Raw genomic sequence first — 8,238 nt, forward strand, 5'->3', positions numbered from 1 at the left:
CCGGTAACCTCCCTCGCGACTTTCACATTTAAATTCTAAGCAAAATTACAACAATCATATTTCTCAGCACTAAATCATTATTTTAAATCAGCATTGATATGTACCTGTAGATCATTACCAATTCAGACCAGACTGTGATTACCCCATGCCTCCATCATGATTCGCGCTAATCTAACTCAGATACAATTCAGAGCGATTCTAGCGTTAGATAAATTCCTCTAAGTAATTACATTCGCCACTCACCCCCCTCTGCTACGGAGTCACTCAGCAAGCAGTTACATAGCCTCAACAGATAAAATGAACTGGATTAGTACCGTCGTATTTAAATTAAAAATAATAGCTAGCTCTACTGTCGCCGCCGTCGGGAAATTTAGGCTAATCTAATCTAATCTAATCAGCTCAGATTCTAATTCAACCAGTAATTCACAGACTGATATTCATACTCATATCGCTAATTGTGTCACTAGGGGGATTTTAGGGGGCAATCTGCTAATGATTAACTAGTGAAGTTGATTTAATAGAATTACACCAGAAATACCACTCAGAAAATAAAAAGAGGACAGCATCCCTAAATAGAAAAATTACTATTAGGTTTAGTGTCCAGTTCTGCATTTTTAATTCTAAATACAGTTACCGTTGTCGGCGGCGACAGATTAGTGAAAATCAGCTTAAATTCTAAGTGTAAGACCGGCGGAGGACAGGCCCGACGACAACGACAGGGAAATCAGTTAAATGTTAAAGCTGGGGAGTTAGGTGTGGTGGTAGCTGATGAGGATTTGCTAGGTCAATGTGTTGCTATCGACCCAGCGATCTAGGATTTGTGGCTTGGGGGGTTGTTAGAGTTCAATGAGGTGTTTGGATTTTTCTATATTTTTAGCTCTAGGTCCTCTAGGCTTCATTTCCACCTCGAAGCTAACTAAATCCCCCACTGTTAGCTCTCCAACTACACTAAGTGCCTCATCGAACAAGAAAAATACATCCTTCCCTTTTTCGCGTCTGATGAACCCAAAGCCTTTAAAGGGATCGTAAGCGTTGATAATACCATTTTCACGCTGTTCCAAACCAGTACTCCTTCTTTGTTGGTATTGTTGAATAATGACTTTTTAATTTACGGCGTAGATTTTTAGCTAGTTTTGCCTCTGAACGTCCCAGAATACCTAACCGATAAAGGATGCGATTGCAGTTCTGGATTCGTCCGTACCTACTATGCTCTTCTTTTGGTACCTTTAGCGCTTTATTTGTTAATTTGATTATTTTACGAATATTCACATCATCATATATAGGAAGAACTTGCTTTAATCTATCCCGATATTTTTTAGCTTGAGGATGCTTCAATCTCTCTAGTTTAGCTACGAGTCCTGACGTTTTGTTCCAAAATATATGATAGTCATCTGAGTGCTTGGACTGTATGTATTTTAATTCGCAATTGAATACTAGTTGTCTAATGTACCTTCTTTCTTTTTTTCTGATCTTCGGTTTACTATGTTCTATCCATAACCCCGTCACATTAAATTCAGAATTACTGTTTCCTCTGAATTCAACTTTTGTTTTAGAAGAGTTAAGCCTAAATTCGTATTTTTTGAACATGCCTGCAACTTTCTGAATTGCATCTGTACATTCGGAATTTGATAAAACTTTGGGTGAGGACAATACAACATCATCCAATAATCTGGAGTAAACAATACCTTGCCCCCTAAATGCAGATACTAAATGATACTCTGAATTAAAGAACACTAGATTTGCTAGGTAAGTGGAAGTGCAACCCCCCTGAGGAACAGTGCCTTTATAGGTTGTTAATTTAGTTAATATTTTTGCTAGAGCATCTGGGAAATTAAATAACTGTTTAAAAATATTAAAGACTTGTGATGCTTTTATATTAGGGTAGAAATTTTTTATATCCAAACTTATTAATGAATTGGCACCTACGTGCATATTTGCATTTTCAACATAATCACGCTTGGGAGTAGCTTTAATTCCCCCTTGCAAATAAGTAGGATATTCAATTAATTCAAATATCCTGGAATTAATTCTTTTCTGGATTCTCTTTAATTCATGTTTAGCTTCAAATACAGTTCTTACTTTTCCCGTTTTGGGGTGTGGAGGAAGTTCATATTCAGAATATGATTCATCTATTCGATTCGAAATTGCTTCCATAACAGCAGGGGAAACGCCAAGTGTTCTCGCTAATTTATCAATTGAACCGATCGGTTCAAAGGGGTAGTGGGGTTTATCCATGTGACCTCGAAAAAAAAAGAGTGGAGTCAGTTATGAAATAATGTTGTTAATCAGGTCCAATATATTATTCCCGAAAACTAAAAAATTTAAAACCACCGAGACACAGCCTGCAAGCAATCCTGTGTAATTCGATGAGCTCTGGTCAACTCGCGTTTTAGACTCAAAATTGGCTTCAATGTTTAAGTCCGAGTTCTTTGTGTGTTTTACTAACTTGAATGAAATATTAAAACTATCCATTTGCTTTCCTTCTATGGCATGTGCGAATTTGCACGCCAGACCAAGTTGGAAATGACAGAAATAAATATATTGACCTTTGAGCCGACTCCAAACTCTATGCCAGACAACGGTCGACGATTTGTTAGCGGAATACATGTCCAAATGAGATTTGGATGAAAACCACCAGTAAGTCGCAGGAGTCCGGTCATGATCCTTTCGGATCGTTCCCTAAAGAGAACATCGTTTTTCTGTACTGCTTAAGTTATTCAAAGAACATTGCAAATGGGCGAATAACACCCACAAATCCACAATACAGTCTCAATAATTTAATGTCAACAGTACCTATCCTTAATATATAAACGTTGTGAGCATCATAAAAAAAGAAAGCGTTAATATAGCTTTCTTCTCCTAATCTAACCCTTAATCAGCTCAACTAAAAATCCAACAGGATCTTTAGCTACGCCAATAATCGGTTTGGCAATACCAACACTGGCATAGTATCCGGCCTTGATATATTTGCCTTCATCTAAAGCATTATTCGCTTCATCCATATCATCAGCTGCTCGATCAAAATTACGCTCATGTTTACCTGCTTTAGCCATGGTTTACTCCTGTATATTGGTTGCTTCAATCACTAAATCTGACACATTGTTACTCACATCCCGTAACCGAGAAGATGTAATATGGGCGTATCTAGTGGTAGTTTGAGGTGAATGATGCCCTAGCAAATGCTGAACATCATAGAGGGTGGCATTGCCTGAATTTATTAAAATTGAGGCAAACGAGTGCCGCAAGTCATGAATCCTCAGATTGCCCAACACACGTGCTCGCTTCTTAATTCTGGCAAATGTCTTCTTCGGGTTAGTGATCGCCTTTCCTGCTTCGTGACTAGGAAAGATGAATGGGTTATTAGGTTTCCTGTACTGTTTCTGCTGATTGATAATGCCTAATGCAAATTTGTTCAGTATTACAGTTCGCGCTAACCCAGCTTTTGTGTGCGGTAAATACAGGCTTCCATTGGCGTCGTCGACGGTCAAGTCCTCCCATTTTGCTCTGCATATTTCACCTATTCTCATGCCAGTGAGTAGTGCGAATTTAAGAGCATTAGCTTGAGTCTTGTTTTCATCAGCATCACACGCTGACATGAAAATAGCGACTTCGCTTTGATCTAAAAACTTCTGTCGTAGATTATTTTCTCTGAGCTTTTTGATATGCAAACCCGGATTACTACTAGTGAAGCCCCATTCTACGGATAATTTTAAAATTCGCAGTATTAGACTTCTCAAGCGATTAACCGTTGATGGTTTACGTGTTGCGAGCAATTCATCTAACCGCTTCTGAATATCGTGCTGGGTTATTTGGTCTAATGGTTTACGTGCCCAAACGGGGTAAAAATGCATCTTTAAATTACCTTCATCACTTTTCGCTGTGAGTTTATTTACTCTGGCGAACGGTAAGTAATGTAATTCAGAAAATTCATAAAATGTGGGTACGCTTTTTTGTTCATCCCTTAATAGCTTGGGATCATTACCTAGTGCTAACTCCTTCTTGTGACCATTAGCAATTAAACGAGCAGTGGCAATATCTAATCCAGGATACTCACCTAACTGCATGCTTCGTTTAACTCGATTGAATGTATAGCGGAATAGAAATCGCTTCCTACCTTGCCGATTTACAATCAGCTTTAAGCCTGAACAGCTTTCATCAGTGTATTCAGTTTCTCGACTTTTACTCGTCGTCGCCGTCGCGGGAAGTGAGTCAATCTGTCGTTTGTTGAATTTGAATTTACTTGGGCTCATATAGATATCCCTGCATGATCACAATATTAAAGACCCAACTAATGCCTGTATTACAGGCACAGTTAAGCCTTCGTTATTAATACGAATAGTCATGTTTACTCTCCTGATTGATAGGTTACTTTGGTGTGTCTGGTGTTGTTGCCTGAGTTGGTTTGCTAGTGAAGTGTTTAATTAAGTTGGCTGAGGTGATGATTAAATGGTGTTGATACATCTTCTTATCAACAGCACCGAATACGCCTTCATGCCTGAGTATTGCTGCTAGAAAACCTGAATTATTGCAAGATTTTTTTTTGAACAATGTCACTAGCAGTTTAGATGGGAAGTTATCTAATTTAGCTAATGGTTCAAGGCATTTAGCAATGTCATCAAGCATTACCCATTCGTTAGAAAAGAGGCCATTATTGTCGTTGCTAGTGATGTGGATACCGTGTTTTTTACCTGATTTACCCAGCTCGTAATGTACTAAGTGTTCTGGATTTCTAAGCTTTGGGGCTGAATCAACGTAGATAGTTTCAAATACGACTTCTGGTGCTTTAGCCGAGCTATCAACCTTGGTGTCGTCTTTGGCATTATCTGGTTTAATTTCCATGGTAAGCATCCTTAATTTCATCGAAAGTAATGTGATTAGACAGTAGTAAATACAAGCCCTGACCGTCGTCGGCGACGACGGTTAGCGAGATTTGTGTATCTGAATCGAGTGACTCAATCCATTCGGGGTATTCAATGGCGTGAAGTAATCTATCTTTGCTTGCTTGGTCAGTAGGTAAGTCGTTTAAGTTAGTGATATGCCATAGCTGACACTTTAACTCAGCCCATATTTGTTCTGCTTCATCCATTGAATTAAATGGCTCAGTAAGGATTGTTGTAACTTGTTCGATTAGTTCGCTGGTGATTAGTAGTGTTGGTATCTCTGATACAGCGGATACTTTCTTCATGATTAACTCCTTGCGTTGAATATCAAGGAGTTAATATATGTTTGTGGTTAAGGTTATTACTTTTTGTGAATTTTTTCTGATTGTTTTTTGATAAATTAATTTGGTAAGCGTATGATTAAACGGCTCAAGATGGAACGGGGCTACAAAGTTTTATTAGTATGCATACCGTTTGGCTAGCTTAGCTGGTCAAGGTTCACTGTATAGTGGGCAAATCTAATCTCTACACTCTAAGTGTTTGAATATAATAATTTAAGGTGCCGACAAGTTTGGCATATCATACAAGTTATTGACATCCATCTTGAGCACCTTTCCTTTTATGCGGAGAATTAACTATTAACGATATCGTAAAACTTAAGAACTCTTTAGCCGATCAAATTTGGTTTACAAGAAAAGCTAGAATTAGATCTTCTGAAAGAATATTATCCAATCATATACACAGTACTTATATCCTTATTTGGTACTCCTTTATTACGTTTTCATTATCAATATACCTTATCAAGTATCCAGATTTTCTTCTTAAAAATTCTGACGTAATAATGACAATTGCAACTGGAGCTGTATTTACATTATCTTTGCTTATTCCGCAGTTAGATCTTAAAAACAGGTCGTCACAATTAAAGAATAATTATATTAGCTTGCAACAATTGAGTTTTGATTTGCAGCTATGTCATTGTGAAAAATCTATCACGGAAGTAAATTATGACTATTTAACTTTATTAAGAGAAGTAGAGAATCACAGTAAAATCGATTTGTATTATTTTATCGTTTATGAATCAGGTGGTAACTGTACTAGAAAAATCACAGTCAAAGAATGGATCCACTTAATTTCTTATCAGAGCTTACGAACGTCAATACTGACATTACTATATTTACTTCCTATATACTTGTTGATTCTCTATGCAGCCATATAAAGCTTTTAATACTAGGTTTCGTAAAAAGAGCCTACTAAAGATATATTACGAAAACATTCATTTTACTTCCTCCTCGGGTGTTGATGGGGTAAAGGCCTGTGATGAATTTGATATAAATAGTGAAATAGATATTATTTTAAGAAAGATAAGAAATGGATCTTATAAATTCAGTCGTTATAAAGAAAAGTTAATATCTAAGGGCGCAGGCAAAAGCCCTAGGGTTATTTCTATTCCTACAGTTAGGGATCGCATTGTTATAAAAGCATTGCACTTAACATTGCAAGACGTATATCCTGAATGTTCTAAAACCCTTATTCCTCAGTTAATGTTGGAAAAAATAAAGTTAGACGTAAAAAAATTAAAATACAAATCTTTTGTAAAAATAGATATTAAAGAATTTTATCCTAGTATTGAACATGATTTATTATTCAATGCTTTATCTTCTCGGATAAAGAAGGCTTCATTTAAGGACCTTTTATTTCAGTCTATTCAAAATACTACTGGTAGCATTGAGTGTAAAAAAGGTATTCCTCAGGGACTATCTATCTCAAATATACTTGCAGAGGTTTATTTAAAAGATATTGACTCAAAGAACTCTTCAGACAAAAAAAACTCGTATTACCGTTATGTAGATGATGTATTGATCTTTTCCAAGTCAAAAAAAACATTACCACTAGTGAAAAGAATTATAGATAGATTTGATTCAATTGGATTAGATTGCCATCCATATGACGAAATTAATAGTAAGACAAAATACGGATTATTAAGTGATGAATTTGATTTTCTTGGCTATTTAATTAGTAATAGAGAACTAACGGTTAAACCGGAATCAATTCATCGTATTGAAATGTCGATAGCAAAAATTATTTCTTCAGTTAAGTATGTAGAAAAACCTAATTTCGATATTACGCAAAATAAGCTCAATATAAGAATTACAGGATGTATATTTGAAGGTAAAAGGCGAGGATGGCTTTTCTATTACTCACAACTAGAAGACTTACAGGTTTTATATAAACTCGATAGCACTGTTAAAACTCTCTTGAAAAAAGCAGGTCTGAGTGAAGAGATAAAACAAAAAAAGTTTTCTAAAACATACGGTGAGTGCAACAGGGTTATTTTGGAAAATTATAAATACATCCTAAACTTTGATGTGTACACAGTTGCAGAAAAACGAGAGTACCTTGCCCAAATCATGGAGTTAAAGACCATTGCGTCTTTAGATGACTCTACTGTAGATGCTATTTTTCAAAAAAGAATTAGGCACCTTGTTAATGACCTTGATCAGGACTTAAGAAATAATAGCTAACAACCCCCCAAGCCACAAATCCTAGATCGCTGGGTCGATAGCAACACATTGACCTAGCAAATCCTCATCAGCTACCACCACACCTAACTCCCCAGCTTTAACATTTAACTGATTTCCCTGTCGTTGTCGTCGGGCCTGTCCTCCGCCGGTCTTACACTTAGAATTTAAGCTGATTTTCACTAATCTGTCGCCGCCGACAACGGTAACTGTATTTAGAATTAAAAATGCAGAACTGGACACTAAACCTAATAGTAATTTTTCTATTTAGGGATGCTGTCCTCTTTTTATTTTCTGAGTGGTATTTCTGGTGTAATTCTATTAAATCAACTTCACTAGTTAATCATTAGCAGATTGCCCCCTAAAATCCCCCTAGTGACACAATTAGCGATATGAGTATGAATATCAGTCTGTGAATTACTGGTTGAATTAGAATCTGAGCTGATTAGATTAGATTAGATTAGCCTAAATTTCCCGACGGCGGCGACAGTAGAGCTAGCTATTATTTTTAATTTAAATACGACGGTACTAATCCAGTTCATTTTATCTGTTGAGGCTATGTAACTGCTTGCTGAGTGACTCCGTAGCAGAGGGGGGGGAGTGGCGAATGTAATTACTTAGAGGAATTTATCTAACGCTAGAATCGCTCTGAATTGTATCTGAGTTAGATTAGCGCGAATCATGATGGAGGCATGGGGTAATCACAGTCTGGTCTGAATTGGTAATGATCTACAGGTACATATCAATGCTGATTTAAAATAATGATTTAGTGCTGAGAAATATGATTGTTGTAATTTTGCTTAGAATTTAAATGTGAAAGTCGCGAGGGAGGTTACCGG

The 8,238-nt window shown here is 36.7% G+C and carries 8 protein-coding genes; 2 read left to right on the forward strand and 6 right to left on the reverse strand.

Features of this window, described 5'->3' with window-relative positions; translation table 11 throughout:
* Nucleotides 1–836: 836 nt before the first annotated feature.
* From G327_RS0123295 to G327_RS25525, 6 genes are all read right to left on the reverse strand, one after another.
* Entirely contained in the window at nucleotides 837–1,061 is a 225-nt protein-coding gene (locus tag G327_RS0123295) for a retron Se72 family effector protein (RefSeq protein WP_019617217.1), read from the reverse strand.
* Nucleotides 1,048–2,235 carry a reverse transcriptase family protein gene (locus tag G327_RS0123300; protein WP_019617218.1) on the reverse strand — a complete coding sequence of 396 codons (1,188 nt, stop codon included), beginning with the start codon at nucleotides 2,233–2,235 and terminating at the stop codon, nucleotides 1,048–1,050. Before G327_RS0123300 ends, G327_RS0123295 begins: the two co-directional genes overlap by 14 nt.
* 629 nt (nucleotides 2,236–2,864) lie before the next feature.
* Nucleotides 2,865–3,053 carry a hypothetical protein gene (locus G327_RS0123310; protein ID WP_019617220.1) on the reverse strand — a complete coding sequence of 63 codons (189 nt, stop codon included), beginning with the start codon at nucleotides 3,051–3,053 and terminating at the stop codon, nucleotides 2,865–2,867.
* A gap of 3 nt (nucleotides 3,054–3,056) precedes the next feature.
* A complete protein-coding gene (locus tag G327_RS0123315; protein ID WP_019617221.1) occupies nucleotides 3,057–4,250 on the reverse strand; it encodes a tyrosine-type recombinase/integrase in 1,194 nt (397 codons plus the stop codon).
* A 115-nt stretch (nucleotides 4,251–4,365) separates the two neighbouring features.
* The gene (locus G327_RS0123320; RefSeq protein WP_019617222.1) at nucleotides 4,366–4,839 is read right to left on the reverse strand and encodes a hypothetical protein; all 474 of its coding nucleotides are present in this window, start codon (nucleotides 4,837–4,839) and stop codon (nucleotides 4,366–4,368) included.
* On the reverse strand, nucleotides 4,829–5,185 hold the full coding sequence (locus G327_RS25525) for a hypothetical protein (RefSeq protein WP_019617223.1): 357 nt from the start codon (nucleotides 5,183–5,185) through the stop codon (nucleotides 4,829–4,831). The genes G327_RS0123320 and G327_RS25525 overlap by 11 nt, the downstream gene beginning before the upstream one ends.
* A gap of 341 nt (nucleotides 5,186–5,526) precedes the next feature.
* Here G327_RS25525 and G327_RS27680 point away from each other — a divergent pair, with 341 nt between their 5' ends.
* Together G327_RS27680 and G327_RS25530 are read left to right on the forward strand one after the other, a co-directional pair.
* Nucleotides 5,527–6,096, forward strand: a complete 570-nt coding sequence (locus tag G327_RS27680) for an SLATT domain-containing protein (protein ID WP_425413802.1) — start codon at nucleotides 5,527–5,529, stop codon at nucleotides 6,094–6,096.
* Nucleotides 6,083–7,402, forward strand: coding sequence for a reverse transcriptase domain-containing protein (locus tag G327_RS25530; RefSeq protein ID WP_019617224.1), 1,320 nt, complete (start codon nucleotides 6,083–6,085; stop codon nucleotides 7,400–7,402). Before G327_RS27680 ends, G327_RS25530 begins: the two co-directional genes overlap by 14 nt.
* Nucleotides 7,403–8,238: the final 836 nt, after the last annotated feature.

This window comes from Psychromonas ossibalaenae ATCC BAA-1528 (assembly GCF_000381745.1).
Classification (GTDB): Bacteria; Pseudomonadota; Gammaproteobacteria; order Enterobacterales; family Psychromonadaceae; genus Psychromonas; species Psychromonas ossibalaenae.